We start from the raw sequence: 16370 nt of genomic DNA, 5'->3' as shown, positions 1-16370 counted from the left end.
GGTCAGCGAAGACGCACGCGTCCCACTTGCTGAGTATGCGGGAAACACAGCTTCAAACTGGTCTGGCTGGGGTTGATGCCGAAGGCCCTATGCCTTCTCCTCCTCGGGAGGGATGACGGGCGCCTCGGCATACACGGCCCACGGCTTGTCTTCGCCGTGCGTGCAGTGCAGGACGAGCCTTTGGTTGGTAGCCGATGCCGGTGTAGAGGGCGAGGGCGGCGGTGTTGCGGACTCTGGTTTCCAGGATGGAGCGCTGTGCCCCACCTCGCGCGGCGTGGTGTTCGAGGGTGGTCAGGAGGCGTTCACCCAGGCCCAGGCCGCGAAGGCGGGGGACGGTGTACATCTTCTTGATCTCGATGGTGTGGGTGGGTTCGTCGAAGGTGCGGTAGCCGCCGCAGGTCACCGGGACGGTGTTGAGGTAGCCGACAAGGAACAGGCCGAGGGGCGGGGCGTAGGAGGCGGGGTCGGCTTCGAAGGGGTCGGCGTAGCCGTAGCGCTGTTGCTGGTCGTCGAAGAGTGCGCGGACCAGGCGGATGGCGTCCGGGTGGTCGTAGGGGCGGGGTCGGATGAGGAAGCGGGTGGCGATCATATCTGGGCCAGGGCGGTGTCGAGGTGGGGGAGGAAGGCCGCGACCTTCGGGGAGCGGCTGCGGTGGGCGAAGGCCGGGCGCAGGCGGCGTAGGTAGGTGAGTGCGCGGACCGATTGGACCTCGTCCAGCCGGGTGAGCGCGGCCCGGCCCGCGTCGACTGCCGCTTCCATGTCACCGCGTAGCAGGTGGGCGTGGGTGAGGAAGGTGCCGTGCAGCAGGGCGGAGCGTGGGTAGTCGGGGCGGGCGCCGACTGCGGAGATCGGGGAGAGTAGGCCGATGGCCTCGTTGAGCAGAGGTTTGCGGTAGACGGTCATCTGCTCGCCCAGGACGACGAGGGCCTGCCCGGTCTCGGCGGTCAGCTGGTCGGGCTCCAGGTAGTAGAGGTAGGTCGGGGCGACCTCGGCTGAGTCCAGCAGTTGCCGGGCCTTCTCTGCGGCCTGGCGGAAGGTGGAGAGGTCTCCGGCGGAGGCTGCGGCGGTGGCGACGCGGCCGGTGAAGGCGGAGATGTAGGCGAGCATGCCGATGGCGTTGGCGGCGCGGCCCAGCTCGCCCAGTCCTCGGGCGATGCGTTCGCTGAGCAACAGGTAGCGTTCGGCGGCACCGGGGCGCTGGGCGTCGAAGTGGACCCAGCCGACGAGCTGGGCGAGGTCGGCGACGATGGTCAGGAGCTGGTGTCCGACGGCGGGTTCGTAGTCGGCGCATTGGACCAGGTCGAGGACGTTGCGTAGTTCGCTGGTGATGTAGCGCAGGCTGAGCGCGCCGCCACCGTGCTGGTCGTCGAGTTTGCGCAGTGAGGCTTTTTCATCCTGATGGCCTGGTGCGGCAGGCCTGCGGAGAACAGTGCCCCCGTGAAACCTGCAGGAGCGTGCAGCGAAGTGATCCACTGTCCGCCTACCAACCCGCGGGAGCTGTAGACGATGGATCCTGCTCACCTCGATCCGGGAACGACTCCGCACAGATAGGTGGACTTCTCCAGCAGTTGCGGCGTCATCGTGATCCCGGTGAGGCACTCGGCCATGAGGAACGCCGGCCCTTTGTGGGGGGCGGCGATCGAGTAGACGGGGGAGTCGATCCGCTCCAGAATCTCTGCGAGTTCGTCCGGCATCTCCTCTGAGTAGCTTTCGTGGGGCCTGGCCATGAACTGGATCCTCCCGTCTTCGATCCGGTGGGAATAGCCTTCGTCGTGCGCGAACTCGAACCGGATCTTCCCGTCGTCGATCCAGTAGAAGTAGTCCATGTCATCGACGTCGAGGTAGAAGTGGGAGACGAGACGGGTGCCCGCCGACAGCGGCATGATGATCTCTTCGGTGACGCCGAGCCCGCCGTTGGCCTCAACGAGGAGTACCCAGTCTCCAACGGCGACGGCACCGAAGGTTTGCCACCGGATCAGCCCATCAAGCGTCACGCGAGAGCAGTCTTCAACCCGGACGCCGAGCCGGATCACCACTTCCTCAAGCGTCAGGCCGCGGACGTAGGTGAAGCAGTAGGCGTCCGCCAGGCCGGGGAAGCGCTCGGGGGAGAACCAGGAGTAGTCGTCAGGAGTCGCGATCATCCCGTCATGCTTGCAGCGCCCACCGACACAATAAGAACCATTTCATCCTGAGTAGTGGCCTTCTTCCACGAGCTGCAGCACAAGGATCGCCTGCACGAACGCTGTCGCTCGATGCGGGCAACAGCACAGCTTGGTCAGCACCTTCCAGCCCTTCAAGGTCGCGACGCCACGCTCACCGATGGCCCGGATACGAGCGTGGGCGCGGTTGACATCCCGCTGCCTGCGCGACAACCAGGGCCGATGGCGATGTCGCTTGAACGGCGTCCGAATCGTGGCGCCCGCGCCTTGATAACCCTTGTCCGCAAAGGTCTTCACGTCGGCGCTGGTCAAGGCGTCGATTAGGCCGACCTTCCGAGCGGCGCTCACGTCGTGCACGGCGCCCGGCAACGCGGGCGAGGCCCACACCAGTCGGCCCATGGGGTCGGCCAGCAGTTGCACGTTCATTCCATGTCGCTTGTGTTTGCCGCTGTAATACGGCCGCTCGTCGGCGAGGCGGTCAATCGGAATGAGAGTGCCGTCCAGGATGGTGTAGACCAGCCAGGATGCGCGCTCGACGGCGGCGTGCACGTCGTCGGCCAGGTCGGCCAGGAGATCGACGGCTTCGCGAACATAGCGCCAGGCCGTGGTGGTCCCCACGGCGAAACCGGCGGCCAGGCGGGCGTAGGTGTCGCCATTGCGCAAATGGGCCAGGACCAGTAGCGCCTGCTGCGCCGAGTCTAACTTCCGCCACCGGGAGCGACGTTCGGCGTGCCGGGTGCGGATGAGTTCGGCCAGGCGAATCAGGGTGTGGTTGGACAACAGCCCGCCGACGAGACCCGGGAGGTACGGCGTGGCCCCCTCGATCAGGCTCCACGACTACCGCGTACTGGTGAAGACCCTGCGGCCCGGCTCCGCCGCTCATCGGGCCAGAGCCGTTGTCAGGCAGGTGCTCCAGAACGCGGGCTTCGATGGCGAGGAGCTCAGCGACGCCGAGAGTGCCGTCGCCGAGTTGGCGGCCAACGCCGAGGAGCACGGCTGGCAGCCCTTCGAGTTGCGTGTCGTCTTCGTGGACGGTGAGTCGTCCTGGTGCGAGGTCATCGACGCAGACCGGGACCTCGACGGTATCCCCGCCATCCTCGATCGGCTGCGTGCCTGCGGTGACGAACCCGATCAGCGCGGGCGCGGGCTGCTGCACGCACTGTCCAAGGGGCGCTGCCGGGCGTACGTGACCCGGATGTGCGCCACCGGGACCCCCGGCAAGGCCGTCGGGTTCGCGCTGCCCACCAAGACCGGTCCGTGTCCGAGTGCCCCCGTGCCGGACGACGGACCGCCCCCGAAGGCCGGTGCCTACCTTCCCACGCAACCGTGGGCACCGGCCTTCCCTGACCATCACCTGCCCTCTTGACCCCGGGACCGGTGGCGATGACCAGGACTCATGCCGCCGGTCTCGGCTCCGCAGAAGGTGATGCGTCAAAAGAGGCCACGTACGTGCCGAATGAATGTGAACCAAGCGCCTGGCTGGGGGTTTTTGTACCCGCTGTGCTCCAGGGTCAGGGCCAGGGTCTTCTTGAGCGGATATGGCGACTGCATGATGGCCTCGTTCCGCTGCGCGAGTCTGAACATCTCCTGCTCCGTGGGGAGCCGGTTGCTCTTCTGGCCGTTGCACCCCGCGTGGGTGGGAGCCAGGTTCCAGATCGCGTCCAGGTCGGGTGCCATCCCCTTGCCGCCGGAGGGAAGGAGCCTCCTGAACGAGAAGGGGAACACGTGGTCGACGGCGATGCTGTCGATGCCCAGCGCGATGGGGTCCGCGCAGATCAGGCAGAGGCCGCGTTGGAAGCCGATGACCGCGTCCGTGACGCCGGTGACCGATCGGCGACGCTGTTTGTCGGTGATCTGCAGGGTGGTCAGGTCCGCGACGACACCCTCATGGATCAGGCTCTGGCCGATCCCGATGGCGAAGGACGTCTCCACGATGCTCCAGCGGGCTGACAGCTCGCCCCGCAGGGTCGGGGCCTGCTCCGACTGGGCGATGTCGCGGAGTTCCCTGCTCAACCGGACGACCTGTTCGGGGGAGCGGCCGGTCACCTCGTAGAAGCGGTGCGGCACCTTCGCTCCTCCGCTGGGCAGGTTGTGGAACTTCTGCATCACCATCTCGGGCATGGACTTGATGGCCGCCACCAGTAGTTCTTCGGTGGGACTTCCAAGCCTGAGTGATTCGGCGGCCTCCCGTTCGGCCACGGAGAGGAAGTCCGACTCTCCCCGCTCCGCGCGCTGGCGCATCTGCGGTGCCTGGCCGAGATGCCGTACCAGCTCCATCGCGTACGGCACCGCCAGGTCCCGGAGCAGGATCTCCGACCGGTCTTCGGCGGCGGCGTACAGGAGCGCGGAGCCGAGGGCGAACTTGTAGGTGCGGGTGTTCGCCCCTACCAGTACGGCCATGCGCCATGAGGAGCGTGGGCTCTGTTCCCAGTGAGAGAAATCCATCCGCCGCCCTTGGTGTGTATTTGCCGAAATACAGGCCATTTTCACCGCTCGTGCAGGGAAACGCGCACGACGGAGGAGCCCGGTAGTCTCTGGGTTTTCCGAAGGAAGCCGTACGTGCGCGAAGGAGTGCTCTGTGGTGGGGAAACTCGTGCGGGACAGGATTCCGGAGATCATTCGGGAGCATGGCGGGGAGCCGGTGGTGACCGTGCTCGGGGAGGACGACTACCGCGCGGCGCTGCTGGAGAAGCTGTCCGAGGAGGCGGCGGAGCTGCGCGAGGCCGCGGTGACCGAGGTGGCGGGGGAGATCGCCGACGTGCTCGAAGTGCTGCGGGCCATCGCGAAGGTGCACGGGCACGAGTGGGCGGACATCGAGAAGGCCGCGGAGGCCAAGCGAACCGAGCGGGGTGCCTTTGTCGAACGGCTCTACCTTGGCTGAAAGCGCCACCGAGCCGGCCCGCTGGTCTCAGGGGAGACAGGCGAGGCGACGGATTACGGAGTGGCCGTCTCTTGTCACACGGATCTCACCCGTGCCAACGCCGGGCTTGATCACCCGCACGCCATCTCCCTGGAGGTGAACGCGGTCCGGCCGTACTGGGGCTCTGGCAGAGACTGTCACGCCCCGATGGACATCCAGGAGAGACGTGACCGAGTCTGGGGAGTGCGGAGTTATTCGCGCCCGGACCGAGCCTCAGCTGCGTTCGGGCCGAGCTTCAGCTACGGGAGCGTCCGGCCTGGAGCACCTCAATGGCCTCGCTCAGGGCCGGGGTCGGTGTGAGGTCGTAGGCGGCTCGGATCGCGCCGTCCGCAAGGACGGGGGCGTCGTCCGGCTCACCGGACATGAGACGTTCGCGGTCAAGGTCACCGGAGAACAGGCCGACGGCGCGTTCGCCTTCATGGACGGTCTCATCGAGCCCGACCACGGCAACGTCCCGCACATCCACTTGAAGGAAGACGAAGCCTTCTACATCCTCTCCGGGGAATTCGAGTTCATCAACGGGAACGAGAGGATCCTGGCCGGTCCGGGCGATTTCGTGTACATCCCCAAAGGCACGCGCCACGGTTTCAGGAACAGTGGCTCGGAGCCGGCCAGACTCCTCGTCTTCTACACACCCGCCGGACCCGAGTCCTTCTTCCTGGCATACGGCGAGACGGAGCGGGATCCAGCCCCCTGGCCGGACGAGAAGTTCAACGAGATGGTGGACATCCTGGGTGCCCACAACATGGTGCTGCTTCCGGGGGACCACGACTGGGACTGAGCCGGCGTACGAGTTCGCGTGCAGGGGTGACGATCATCTGGATCGGAGGTGTCGCGGTGCTGCCGGAGGCCTGCTGAGGGTACGCCTCAGCCGTGCGGCGACGGCCACGGCGGGCCACAGGCGGACGGCCAGGTTCCTCGCCAGGATGCCGCGTCGGGTCGCGGGGACGAGGAGCGCCGAAGCCTGTCCGATGTTGCGCTGCTTGGGATCCACCAGGCGTCGGTGCGTGATCTCGTATCGGCGGAAGGCCGCCTGGAGGTCGTCCGGGGCGGCGGCCAGTTCCTCGGCGAGGGTGAACGCCCCCGCCATGGCCAGGGTGGAGCCGTCTCCGAACAGTGACACGCAGGACGCGGCATCGCCGAGGAGCGCGACCCGGCCGTTCCACCAGCGGGGTAGGCGCACCTGGCTGACCGAGTCGAAGTAGAGGTCCTCGGCGGTGCGCACCCGCTCCAGCAGTTCGGGCGCCCGCCAGGACACGTCCGCGAACGCGCGGGTCAGCAGCCGCTTGTGCTGCTCGGTGTCGCGGTGGTCGAAGCCGGGTTCGGCCGGGCTGCGGTAGAGGAAGAACGCCAGATCGCCGCTGGGGGTGGGGCTGACGGCGACCGTCTTGCCGGGCGTGTTGTGCATGAGGATGTCCCGGCCGGGTCCGGACCGGCCGCCGAGCGGTGTCGTGGCGACGTAGAGGCCCATGTGGTGCACGAGTTCGCCCTCTGCTGCGAACGCCAGCCGGCGCGTCGTCGAGTGCAGGCCGTCGGCCCCGATCACCAGGTCGAAGCGGCGGGGGCCGGCGCGGTCGAAGGTGACCTCGACTCCGTGCTCGTCCTGATCGAGGGTCGCGATGGAGTCGTCGAAGAGGAACTCGGCGTGGTCGCGGCTCGCCTGGTACAGGATCGACGCCAGATCGCCGCGTGGCAGCTCGACCTCGCCCGCCTGCTGCATGGCGCGCATGTCGATCCGGCCGACCCGCCTGCCCGAGGCGTTGACGAGGCTGACTCCCGTCGTGCCGGTGGCGGCCTCGCGCAGCCGGGACAGCAGGCCCATCCGTTCGGCGACGTCCACGGCGCGTCCTCTGACGTCCACCGGGTTCCCGCTGGAGCGTAACCCCCGGGCGCGTTCGACGACGGTGACGCGGAAGCCGTACCGGGCCAGCCAGTAGGCCAGGGTCGGCCCGCCGACGCCGGCCCCGGAGATCAGCACTGTGCGCTCGCTCATGACACCTCACTAAACGGATGAATTTCCTCCACTTTGATGCACGGTATCCTAAGCGGAGGAAAACCGTCCAATTACTGGTTGAGGTGGCAGTGGAGACGAAGAAACCTCAGGAGACGACGGGGCTGCGCGCCGACGCGCGCCGCAACCGGGACCTGATCGTCGCAGCCGCCCAGAAGCTGTTCCTGGAGCAGGGCGTCGACGTACCCCTGGAGGAGGTGGCACGCCGGGCGGGCGTCGGCATCGGCACGCTGTACCGCCGCTTCCCCGACCGGGACGCACTGCTCCGCGCCGTCGGCGAGGAGAGCCTGCTACGCCTGGTCGACCTGGCGGAGACCGCCTGGCGTGAAGAGCCCGACGCCTGGCACGCACTGTGCCGCTTCCTGCGCATCTGCGCCGAACTGCGGCTGGGTGCACTGCCGGCGAAGCTCGAGCCGCACCTGCACCAGCAGATCCGAACCGGCCGCGACCTGCACGAGATGCGGCAGCGGGTGATCGCCGTCGTCCTGCGGATGACCGAACAGGCGCAGGCGGACGGAACCCTGCGCGATGACATCGGCCCCGGCGACATCGCCCTGCTGATGACCCTGCAGATCTACACACCGCCGGACATGCCCGGCGGACAAGCCATGGCCCGCGTGCTGGAGATCATGCTGAGCGGCCTGCGCGCCGGATCGGAGCTCACCCTTCCCGGGGCTCCGCTCACTGGCGATGACCTGCGCCGCTACACGGCCGTGCGGCAACCTTCCGCCCCCCGGACGCACCTGGACGAGTAGCTCCCAGGAGTCACGGTGCCCGAGTGTTCACCGTCGGTCGGCCCCCGACGTTTCATGATCTTGGGTGATCATGTTCGCCGCCCGCGGCGCCTCCGGCGGGATCCGGTCCATCCGGGCGCTCGGCCCGGAGACCGGCCGCGCCTCGGCGGCCGATATCTGGGCACCGGCCTCCCGCGTTAATTCTTCTGACATATCCCCTTTTAACGTGTCAAGTACTTGAAAAAACGACAAGATCGATTCACGATTCTTGACATGGTTTGTAAAGATCATGCACATGCCATGTCGCTTTCCCCGGCGGGACGACCCCGCCCGGCGTGAAGGAGATCGTGTGTCAAACACCCCCCGGCACTGGCGGGTGGTCCTGACCGGGACCGTCGCCGCCCTCACGCTCATGCTCCCTCAGGGGGTGGCCCAGGCCGCGCCCGAACCCCAGAAGATCGACGAGTCGGTCCTGGCGGACCTTTCCGCAGACGACAAGGCCACCTTCTGGGTCCGTATGAAGAGTGACGCGGACCTCAGTGCCGCCCGCAGGGCGAAGACCAAGATCGATAAGGCCAAGCAGGTATTCCAGGCAAAGACCGAGCTCGCCGCGACGTCGCAAGCAGGCCTGCGTAAGCTCCTCACCGCCCAGCACGCCGACTTCACCCCGTTCTGGATCGCCAACGCCGTCCAGGTGACCGGCGACGCCAAACTGGCCGCGGAGATCGCCGACCTGCCCGAAGTGGAGCGGATCGAGCCCAGCCGCGTCGTCAAACTGCCCGAGCCGCTGCCGGGCAGGGAAGTGGCGAAGGTCGACGCGGTCGAGTGGAACATCGACCGGGTCAACGCGCCCAGGGTCTGGAGCGAGCTGGGCACCCGCGGCGAGGGCGTCGTCGTGGCCAACATCGACAGTGGTGTGCAGTTCGACCATCCCGCGCTGGCCGCCCGGTATCGCGGCAAGAAGGCCGACGGCGGCGTCGACCACAACTACAACTGGTTCGACCCGGCGGGGATATGCCCGAGCGACGCGCCGTGCGACAACAACGACCACGGCACCCACACCATGGGGACCATGGTCGGTGGTGAGGGCGCCAACACCATCGGCGTCGCTCCCGGCGCGAAGTGGATCGCCGCCAAGGGCTGCGAGAGCAACAGCTGCTCCGACGCCTCGCTCCTGGCCGCCGGGCAGTGGGTGCTCGCGCCCACCGACCTGAACGGCGCCAACCCGCGCCCCGACCTCGCACCCGACATCGTCAACAACTCCTGGGGCGGCGCCGGATTCGACCCCTGGTACAAGGAGACCGTCGAGGCGTGGGTCGCGGCGGGCATCTTCCCCGCCTTCTCCAACGGCAACGTCACCGCCGCGGGCTGCAACTCCAGCGGTTCGCCGGGACAGTACGGCTCCAGCTACAGCGCCGGCGCGTTCGACGTCGGCAACGCCATCGCGAGCTTCTCCACCCGGGGCACCGGCGAGAACGGCGAGATCAAGCCCAATCTCGCCGCGCCCGGCGTCAACGTGCGCTCGTCCATCCCCGGCGGGTACGACGTCTTCTCCGGCACCTCGATGGCCAGCCCGCACGTGGCGGCCACCGTGGCGCTGATGTGGTCGGCCTCTCCCGCCCTGCAGGGCGACATCGCCTCCACCCGGCAACTGCTCGACCGGACCGCGATCGACGTCGACGACACACGGTGCGGCGGCACCGCCGCGGACAACAACATCTGGGGGGAGGGCCGGCTCGACACGTTCGCGGCGGTCCAGGCCGCTCCCGTCGGGGCGCTCGGCGCGCTGCAGGGCACCGTCACCGCCGGCGGCTCGCCGGTGGCCTCGGCGACCCTCACCGTCACCGGGCCGCTGGGCCGTACGGTCACCACCGCGCAGGACGGGACGTACACACTGCCCCGCCTGCTGGAGGGCGACTACCAGATCACCGTCAGGAAGTTCGGATACGGCGACGCCACCGCGACGGCCACCGTCGTGGCCGACCAGACGACCACCAAGGACGTGACGCTGACCCGGCAGCCCTGGGGCACGGTGTCCGGAACGGTCACCGCTGCGGGAACGCCCGAGGTGGGCGCCACCGTCGTCGCGGTGGGCACCCCGGTCAGCGCGGTCACCGACGCCGCAGGGCGGTACGAGCTCACGCTGCCGAACGGTGACCACGAGCTCAAGACCACCCCGCTCTCCCGGTGCGCGAGCGGCCTCACCGTGTCGATCACGCTGAACGGCGACCTGACCAAGGACATCGAACTGCCGCGCCGCACCGACTCCTTCGGCTACACCTGCACCGGCGGGACCGAGGCGTACGTCGCGGGCACCGCCAAGCAGACGCTCACCGGCGACGACGCGGCCCAGCCGATCACGCTGCCGTTCACCTTCCCCTTCTATGGCGCCGGCCAGAGTGCCGGCTGGATCAGCAGCAACGGGTTCCTGAACTTCGCCGCCAGCAGCACCGTGGCGAGCAACGGATCGCTGCCCTCCACCGCCGCGCCCAACGCGGCGATCTACCCCTACTGGGACGACCTGGTGCTGGACGCCCAGTCCGGGGTCTACACCGCCACCGTCGGGACCGCGCCGAAGCGCACCTTCGTCATCGAATGGCGCGACGCCCGGTTCTACTCCGACTCCGGCCTGCGTATCTCGTTCTCGGCGCTGCTCGGCGAGGACGGTTCCATCGGGTTCCGCTACAAGGGGATCGGCAGCGAGCGAGCCGCCGGGACCAGTGCCACGGTGGGCATCGAGAACGCCGGGGGCACCGACGCGCTGCAGTACTCCACCAACAGCGCCGCCCTCGCCGACGGTCAGAGCCTGACCTTCATCGCGAGCCGGCACGGGATGCTGGTCGGCACCGTCACCGACGCCAACGACGGCAAGCCGCTGGCGGGCGCGACGGTGAAGGTGGGCGACGTGGCGACCTTCACCACCGGGACCGACGGCACGTTCCTCGGGCAGGTCCTGGTGGGGGACCACCCGGTCGAGGTCTCCAAGGAGAACTACGGGACCTTCACCCAGGAGGTCACCGTCACCGCCGGAACCCTGACCCGGGTCGACACGGCCCTGGCCACCGGCCAGGTGACGGCCTCGGTCGGCGAGCTGACCCTGGTGATGCCGGCCGGGGCCACCAGGACCGGCACGGTCGAGCTGGCCAATCTGGGGGGCGCCACGGACTACACCGTGGTGACCGATCCCGCCCAGGACTGGCTGGCCGTGACGCCCGCCGCAGGCCGGCTCGACTCGGGCCAGGCGGTGACGTTGAAGGTCACCGCCTCCAGTTCGGGGGTCCAGCCGGGAACCGTCCGCACCGGCAAGCTGCTGGTGCGCTCGGCGAGCGGCCGTAACCCGCAGTTTGAGATCACCGTGGCGGTTGTGGTGCCCAAGCTCCAGGTCGCCGTCGAGGTGGGCGGGACCAAGGACGTCGTCGACGCCGTCGGGGACCGCTGGAGCGCCGACCGGAAGTACGGCACCGGCGGCTACGGCTACGTCGGCACCGGCACGAAGACGAGCACGGCCAGTAAGACGATCAAGGGCACCACCGAGCAGACGCTGTTCAGGAGCGCCCGCGAGTCGATGCTGGAGTACCGGTTCGACCAGGTGCCCAGTGGCACCTACACCGTCGAACTGGGCTTCGCCGACACCCGGAACACCGCCGCGGGCAGGCGCGTCTTCGACGTCCTCGTCGAGGGCGAGCTCGCGATCCCCGCGCTGGACCTGGCCCTGGAGTCCGGCACCTACACCGCCGTCACCCGGCAGTACACGGTGAAGGTCACCGACGGCCAGCTCAACCTACGGTTCGCCAAGCGGATCGGTGACCCCATCGTCAACGCCATCCGCGTCTCCGAACGCCCCGACAAGGCCACTCCGTAACGGCCGTGCCCCGTTGTCATCTGAAACGGAGTCATGTGAACGTGTCGGCGGTGGAGGGCCGGTCCACGGTGACGAACAAGACCGGCCGTCACCCGCACACCGACATGGCCAGGGCCGGGCTGAACATGCCGACCCGTACCGGCGCCGCCGACCTGGCGCGGCAGGGGTGTACATGTGCAGCGTGGACACCGGCTGGATCACCGACGAGAATCCGGTGCCGGCTCGGCACCGGCCGGCCGCCGATAGTGGGCGTCGGGGAGGTTCTCCTCGTTGTCGTCGCCGTCTCGCAGTGCCACCAGGGCGAAGCCGTGCCGTTCGTAGAAGCGGCGGGCGCCGGTGTTCTGCTGGAACACGTGCAGGTTGAGCAGGCGGGGCCGTACCTTCCCGGCCTGGGCGAGCAGGGCTGAGCCGATGCCGTGGCCCTGGGCCTCCGGCGCGACGTACAGGTGTTCCAGCCACCGGTCGTCCAGGGCGGCGAACCCGGCGACCTGGCCGTGTAGTTCGGCCACCCAGGTCTCGTGGCGGGCGACCACGACCCCGGCGATCCAGGCCCGGGTCTCCTTCTCGGTGTGCAGGCGCGGCAGGTAGGTCATCCGGCCACGCGCGGCCAGGAAGACGTCCGCGATCCGCTCCGCGTCGCCGTGCCATGCCCGGCGTATGAGCGGCAGCGCGTCGTGTGCCACGAGTTCGGCCATCTTGCGCAGCCGGAGGAAATAGCCGAACGCCCCGGAGATGGGCGAACGGTAATCGAACCGTACGGCACGCAGGTCGGCCAGGCAGGACCGCAGCACGTCCCGATGGTCGGGATGCAGGGCTCCGCCCCGGCGCAGGTAGGTCTGCACGCAGTCCGCGACGGTCGAGTCCAGCGTGACCAGGGACGGTACCTCCGGGAAGGGCAGCCGCCGGCGCCGGGCCCACAGGGTCTGGACCGTCTGGTGCGTCGCCTCGTGCGCGTCAGGACCCGGCCAGCGCCAGCCGTGCCGGTATCGGTGCTCGTCGGCGGATACGGTGCGGCGATCACGTTTCTCGGTCGTACGGCGCAGCGCGAACGCCGCCATCTCCGCCAGCCAGGCTTCCCGGCTGGTCTCCAGGATGTCCAGCGCGCGGAGCAGGGCGGCCTCGTCCGTCCGTACCCGTCCGGCGCGGCCGGTGATGTAGTCCCAGGTCGCGTGGTGTCCAACGGGCATGTAACGCTCGACCGCGCATCTGAGGGAGGTGTAGCGCAGCCCGTAGGGCAGATCCTGATTTCGGACCCGGCGCGCGTAGGTGCCGAAGCTCATGAGGCCGCTCGGACGACTCTGCGGGCGTTCACCTTCTCGGACATCGTCATACAGTGTCATGTTCGAACACGAACGGGCCATCGGATATCGCGGCGTCCTTCGCTGTCAGCCCAGGCCGAGCGTAGGGCGTGAGCGCGAGGTGACGGCAGTCGAGTGCCCACGGCCGGTGGCGCATGGCCACTCGCTCGTCAAGGACCGGCCCGCACCTCCGGCTCGGGGGGAAACCGGTCGCTGTCGGGGGCGGTCTGCTTCTACGCTTGATGACTATGACCGTCGAGTGGGCCCCGCTGGGCAAGGACGATGTCGGAGCGTGGGCGGAGTTGCTGGTGGCGATCGACGCGGTCGACCAGGTCGGGGGGAGAAGCGACGCGGACGACCTCGCCGAGGAGCTCGCCAACCCGCTGCTCGATCCCGTCGAGGGCACGCTGGGGGCCTGGGAGTCCGGCCGGCTGGTCGCGTACGGGGTGACCATGGGCCGGGCGGCGGCTCAGCCGGTGCATCGGATGAGCCTGTGGGGCGGGGTGCATCCGGAGCATCGGCGCCGGGGGCTGGGGGGTCACCTGCTGGAGTGGGCGATCGGCAACACGCCGACGCTGCACGAGCGGCGGTTCCCCGGGCAGCCGCTCGAACTCCATGTCGAGGTGGACGCCCGCAACGAGGGTCTGCGGGCGCTGGTCACCGGGGCCGGGATGCAGCCGGCCCGGTGGTTCTACGGGATGGCCCTCGACCTGGGCGCCGAGCTGCCGGAGGTCTCGCCGCCGGACGGGCTTCGGATCGTCACCTACCGCGATGACCTGGAGGACGCGGTCCTCCAGGTGCGTAACCGCGCCTTCGTCGACCACTGGGGGAGCGTCCAGCACACCCCGGAGTCCTGGCGGAACACCATCGTCGGGCTGAAGGTGTTCCGGCCGGAGGGGTCCTTCGTCGCGCTGGACGCGTCGGGGGAGAGCGTGGGCATTCTGCTCACCCACTACTTCGAGGCCGACACCGAGGCGACCGGGGTCCGCGAGGCGTGGATCCAGATCATCGGCACCCTGCGCGAGTGGCGGGGCCGGGGGGTGGCGAGCGCGCTGCTCGCGCACGCGCTGCGCGAGTTCCGGGCGCAGGGGTACGACAAGGCCGGGCTGGGGGTGGACGCCGACAATCCGACCGGGGCTCTGGGCGTCTACACCCGCGCCGGGTTCGAGATCGCGCACCGCGCGGCCGACTACGGGCTCCCGCTGGTTCCGGCGGTGGCGTGACGACCACCTAGGCCAGCATCGGCTCGTACACCAGTGCGCGCAGCTCCTCCAGGGCCGCTCGCGTGGGGTGCCCCGAATCCAGCGCCTCCGCGACGAACTCGGGCGCGTCCCCGCCCAACGACCCGTGGAGTTGCTCCATGACGCCCTCGGGGCCGCTCAGCTCCAGCAGGATGATCAATCCCTCGGCGCGTAGCAGGGAGTGCTCGTCGGTGCTGAGATCCTCGGGGCGCAGCTCTTCCGTCTTCAGGAGGGCGCTCAGCACGACGGGCCCCAGCACCGGATCACTCCGGAGCCTCGCCTGTATCGACCGCCCGTCGGGGAGCGTCCCCGCCAGGGTGGAGAACATGGCGAAGGCGCGGTTACGGAAGGGGCAGGCGCGGATGGCGTCCAGCAGCGGCTCGACGTCACCTCCGTGCGCCGTCAGCCAGCCGGTCAGCTCGGCCGCCGCCGTCTCCTGCGTGTAGTGCTGGGCGAGCACCCCCAGCAGTTCGGCTGCCGTGGCGTCCGCCAGTTCCCCGACCAGCGGGGCGTCCCGCCCGTCGGCGAGCAGCCGCTCCCGCACGGCTCGGGTGCCCAGGGGTGTCAGCCGTACCAGCGGGCCCGGCTCCGCCAGGCGCGACAGGAGCCGGGCGCATGCCTTGGGAGGCAATGGCAGGTCGTCCTCGCCGAACCCGCCGGGACGCAGGTCGCCGGAGTACAGCTCGTCGGGCACGCCGTGGCTCGGCTCGACGACACCGAGGCGGGAAAGGACGTCGAACACCGCGAGCAGATCCCTCTCGACCTCACGGCGCCAGACGTCCTGACGGGAGCGGCCCTTCTTGGTGTCGAGCAGGAAGTACTCCTGGCAGGCCAGCCACGTGGTCTCCTGCAGCCGGGCCACGGGGATCGGGATCGGCATGCCGTACATCGTGTTCAGCACGTCGGGCAGCAGCACGTCGAACGCCGTGACGAGCATCGCGGAGCCGGCCCTCCCCAAAGTGGGCCTGCAGATCGCGGTGCCCAGCTCGAAGACCGCCTCGAACGCGCGCCGCCACAGCGCCTCCGGGTCACGCAGGACGGGGGCGGCCTCGGCCACCGGGACCAGGCGGCGGCCCTCGTGCGCTCGTACCAGGCCCGTCTTCTTCGCCCACGCCAGCAGGAGGCTCACCTGGGGCATCTGGGCGGAGCTGCGCATCCGCAGATTCTGTTCCCCGGTGCCCAGCAGCGCCGCCAGCTCGCGGGCGCCGGCCAGCCGCAGGTTTCCGGTCTTGGTGAGGGGCCGCCCGTCCGTCCCGACCCAGCGGGTCAGGGCGGTCAGCCGCCGTACGACCTCGCTCCGGGCGGTCTCGGCGGCGAGTTCGGCGGTGGGGGGAAGCGCGACGGGACTCTGCGGGAAGGCTCGCTCGTCGTTGGGGCCGGCACCGGCGAACTCGTCGGCGAGAAGCCTGTCGAGCACGTCGGCGTCGAACCGTATCCGGCCCGCGTCGACGTCGCTCCGGAACCGGGCCGCGGCCCCTTCGTCGTCGAGGACGATGCCGTTGTCGAGGGCGGTCCGCGCCCAGAACTTCCCGATGCCCTGCCGGGCCGGGTCGGCCAGCGCCGCCGGATACTCCGCCCCGGCCTCGGCCACGACCGCCTCCAGCTCCGCCGGGGAGGCGCCCCGAGGGTCACGCAGGCCGGACGCGGCGAGGTAGCGCAGGAGCGTCAGCAGGCTTTCCGGGGCGGTGGCGAGGACATCCGGCTCGGCCACGAGGTGCCGGGGAATCCATTCCAGCAGGAAACGCCGGACCTGTCGCGCGTCCCAGCAGGCCAGCCGCCCGTCGCGGCTGCGGTGCCGCGCGTCCAGGGCCGCCGCCAGCATCGCCTCCTCGGCCCGCAGGCCGTGCTCGTCGGCCCAGGTGAGGCAGCGGCGGACCAGCAGGTCCTTCGCCGACTCGAACTCCTCGGCCTCCTCCGGATCGAAATGCGTCCGCACCATGAACCCCCGTACTCATATCGCCATGACCGAGCCGAGCCGCTTTTCCTCGATCGCTCTCGCCGTCCGTGTCATGTCCCGGCCTGCCCTTTCCACCGGGACGGTGTGCGCGGGGTGGCGGCCAGGCCGGCCAGGAGGCCGTTGAGCACGCACGGGACACCTATCGTGCCATCATCGCCGCAGATCCAACGGATGGCCGTCTACCGGCG

15 protein-coding genes are annotated in these 16370 nt (G+C 69.3%); 6 read left to right on the top strand and 9 right to left on the bottom strand.

The window, feature by feature from the left end:
* Nucleotides 1-52: 52 nt before the first annotated feature.
* The 4 genes from IG98_RS0124270 to IG98_RS0124255 are packed head-to-tail and all read right to left on the bottom strand — an operon-like array spanning nucleotide 53 to nucleotide 2942.
* A complete protein-coding gene (locus tag IG98_RS0124270; protein ID WP_051752791.1) occupies nucleotides 53-589 on the bottom strand; it encodes a GNAT family N-acetyltransferase in 537 nt (178 codons plus the stop codon).
* A complete protein-coding gene (locus IG98_RS45225; protein WP_051752790.1) occupies nucleotides 586-1473 on the bottom strand; it encodes a hypothetical protein in 888 nt (295 codons plus the stop codon). The genes IG98_RS0124270 and IG98_RS45225 overlap by 4 nt, the downstream gene beginning before the upstream one ends.
* 44 nt (nucleotides 1474-1517) lie before the next feature.
* Nucleotides 1518-2141: a DUF6461 domain-containing protein gene (locus IG98_RS0124260; protein ID WP_030916429.1), complete on the bottom strand. Its 624-nt coding sequence runs from the start codon at nucleotides 2139-2141 to the stop codon at nucleotides 1518-1520.
* Nucleotides 2142-2183: 42 nt separating this feature from the next.
* Nucleotides 2184-2942: an IS5/IS1182 family transposase gene (locus IG98_RS0124255; protein WP_030916427.1), complete on the bottom strand. Its 759-nt coding sequence runs from the start codon at nucleotides 2940-2942 to the stop codon at nucleotides 2184-2186.
* 28 nt (nucleotides 2943-2970) lie between these two features.
* On the opposite strand from IG98_RS0124255, the gene IG98_RS47240 reads away from it, so the two are divergent.
* Complete coding sequence (locus tag IG98_RS47240; RefSeq protein ID WP_051752788.1) at nucleotides 2971-3525, top strand: ATP-binding protein; 555 nt, start codon at nucleotides 2971-2973, stop codon at nucleotides 3523-3525.
* Between the two features lie 65 nt (nucleotides 3526-3590).
* On the opposite strand, the gene IG98_RS0124245 is transcribed toward IG98_RS47240, so the two are convergent.
* Nucleotides 3591-4559, bottom strand: a complete 969-nt coding sequence (locus IG98_RS0124245; protein ID WP_211264080.1) for an HNH endonuclease family protein — start codon at nucleotides 4557-4559, stop codon at nucleotides 3591-3593.
* 181 nt (nucleotides 4560-4740) lie between these two features.
* Between IG98_RS0124245 and IG98_RS0124240 the strand changes: the two genes are divergently transcribed.
* Nucleotides 4741-5040, top strand: a complete 300-nt coding sequence (locus tag IG98_RS0124240; protein WP_030916418.1) for a nucleoside triphosphate pyrophosphohydrolase — start codon at nucleotides 4741-4743, stop codon at nucleotides 5038-5040.
* A 205-nt stretch (nucleotides 5041-5245) separates the two neighbouring features.
* Nucleotides 5246-5860 carry a cupin domain-containing protein gene (locus IG98_RS0124235; RefSeq protein ID WP_211264079.1) on the top strand — a complete coding sequence of 205 codons (615 nt, stop codon included), beginning with the start codon at nucleotides 5246-5248 and terminating at the stop codon, nucleotides 5858-5860.
* 33 nt (nucleotides 5861-5893) lie between these two features.
* Here IG98_RS0124235 and IG98_RS0124230 read toward each other — a convergent pair whose 3' ends face one another.
* Complete coding sequence (locus IG98_RS0124230) at nucleotides 5894-7072, bottom strand: FAD-dependent monooxygenase (protein WP_037971111.1); 1179 nt, start codon at nucleotides 7070-7072, stop codon at nucleotides 5894-5896.
* A gap of 83 nt (nucleotides 7073-7155) precedes the next feature.
* Between IG98_RS0124230 and IG98_RS0124225 the strand changes: the two genes are divergently transcribed.
* The gene (locus IG98_RS0124225; RefSeq protein WP_245651689.1) at nucleotides 7156-7845 is read left to right on the top strand and encodes a TetR/AcrR family transcriptional regulator; all 690 of its coding nucleotides are present in this window, start codon (nucleotides 7156-7158) and stop codon (nucleotides 7843-7845) included.
* A gap of 27 nt (nucleotides 7846-7872) precedes the next feature.
* On the opposite strand, the gene IG98_RS50760 is transcribed toward IG98_RS0124225, so the two are convergent.
* The gene (locus IG98_RS50760; RefSeq protein WP_157594482.1) at nucleotides 7873-8115 is read right to left on the bottom strand and encodes a hypothetical protein; all 243 of its coding nucleotides are present in this window, start codon (nucleotides 8113-8115) and stop codon (nucleotides 7873-7875) included.
* Nucleotides 8116-8173: 58 nt separating this feature from the next.
* Between IG98_RS50760 and IG98_RS0124220 the strand changes: the two genes are divergently transcribed.
* Nucleotides 8174-11686: a S8 family serine peptidase gene (locus tag IG98_RS0124220; RefSeq protein WP_030916409.1), complete on the top strand. Its 3513-nt coding sequence runs from the start codon at nucleotides 8174-8176 to the stop codon at nucleotides 11684-11686.
* A gap of 197 nt (nucleotides 11687-11883) precedes the next feature.
* On the opposite strand, the gene IG98_RS53495 is transcribed toward IG98_RS0124220, so the two are convergent.
* Entirely contained in the window at nucleotides 11884-12966 is a 1083-nt protein-coding gene (locus IG98_RS53495; protein WP_245651688.1) for a GNAT family N-acetyltransferase, read from the bottom strand.
* Between the two features lie 266 nt (nucleotides 12967-13232).
* Between IG98_RS53495 and IG98_RS0124210 the strand changes: the two genes are divergently transcribed.
* Complete coding sequence (locus IG98_RS0124210; protein WP_051752784.1) at nucleotides 13233-14207, top strand: GNAT family N-acetyltransferase; 975 nt, start codon at nucleotides 13233-13235, stop codon at nucleotides 14205-14207.
* 7 nt (nucleotides 14208-14214) lie between these two features.
* Here the strand turns inward: IG98_RS0124210 and IG98_RS0124205 are convergent, their stop codons facing one another.
* The gene (locus IG98_RS0124205) at nucleotides 14215-16164 is read right to left on the bottom strand and encodes a hypothetical protein (protein WP_051752782.1); all 1950 of its coding nucleotides are present in this window, start codon (nucleotides 16162-16164) and stop codon (nucleotides 14215-14217) included.
* Nucleotides 16165-16370: the final 206 nt, after the last annotated feature.

The organism is Streptosporangium amethystogenes, from assembly GCF_000721075.1.
GTDB classification, from domain to species: domain Bacteria; phylum Actinomycetota; class Actinomycetes; order Streptosporangiales; family Streptosporangiaceae; genus Streptosporangium; species Streptosporangium amethystogenes.
This window is presented reverse-complemented; position numbering and strand designations above follow the sequence as displayed.

What these genes read in the sequence shown, in the direction of transcription:
- IG98_RS0124270 (WP_051752791.1), bottom strand. Translation starts at nt 589, where the DNA reads ATGATCGCCACCCGCTTCCTCATCCGACCCCGCCCCTACGACCACCCG.
- IG98_RS0124260 (WP_030916429.1), bottom strand. Translation starts at nt 2,141, where the DNA reads ATGATCGCGACTCCTGACGACTACTCCTGGTTCTCCCCCGAGCGCTTC.
- IG98_RS0124245 (WP_211264080.1), bottom strand. Translation starts at nt 4,559, where the DNA reads ATGGCCGTACTGGTAGGGGCGAACACCCGCACCTACAAGTTCGCCCTC.
- IG98_RS0124230 (WP_037971111.1), bottom strand. Translation starts at nt 7,072, where the DNA reads ATGAGCGAGCGCACAGTGCTGATCTCCGGGGCCGGCGTCGGCGGGCCG.
- IG98_RS50760 (WP_157594482.1), bottom strand. Translation starts at nt 8,115, where the DNA reads ATGATCTTTACAAACCATGTCAAGAATCGTGAATCGATCTTGTCGTTT.
- IG98_RS53495 (WP_245651688.1), bottom strand. Translation starts at nt 12,966, where the DNA reads ATGAGCTTCGGCACCTACGCGCGCCGGGTCCGAAATCAGGATCTGCCC.
- IG98_RS0124210 (WP_051752784.1), top strand. Translation starts at nt 13,233, where the DNA reads ATGACCGTCGAGTGGGCCCCGCTGGGCAAGGACGATGTCGGAGCGTGG.
- IG98_RS0124205 (WP_051752782.1), bottom strand. Translation starts at nt 16,164, where the DNA reads ATGGTGCGGACGCATTTCGATCCGGAGGAGGCCGAGGAGTTCGAGTCG.